This window comes from Comamonas sp. B-9, assembly GCF_000410635.1.
Classification (GTDB): Bacteria; Pseudomonadota; Gammaproteobacteria; order Burkholderiales; family Burkholderiaceae_C; genus Comamonas.
The window spans coordinates 4,484-4,748 of record NZ_KE148645.1 but is presented as its reverse complement, the minus strand read 5'-3'; the positions used below and the strand labels follow the sequence as shown (position 1 = coordinate 4,748).

The window sequence follows — 265 nt, the reverse complement described above, 5'->3', positions numbered from 1 at the left end:
TGGGCCTCGCCAATGCGCACCCGGCCACTGAGCGGCAGCCGCGCCGCATCGGGCGTGGCCACGATTGCAAACGGCGCATAGCGCGCCAGCCGCTCCAGCGCCTGGCCCAGGGTGGCATGCTTGAACACCAGCTCACCATGGCGCCAGGAGGCGGCCGACTCCGCCGGCGACAGCTCGGGGCTGCGGTCGCCCGCCGCCCACTGCAGCGCCTGGCCGGCCTCCAGCGTATGCACAAATCCCTCATCTTGCGCCGTTGGGGAGGCAT

1 pseudogene is annotated in these 265 nt (G+C 72.1%); it reads right to left on the bottom strand.

Annotation, left to right across the window (positions count from 1 at the left end):
• A pseudogene (locus H928_RS31795) lies at positions 1-233 on the bottom strand (iron dicitrate transport regulator FecR); the annotation flags it as partial.
• Positions 234-265 lie beyond the last annotated feature (32 nt).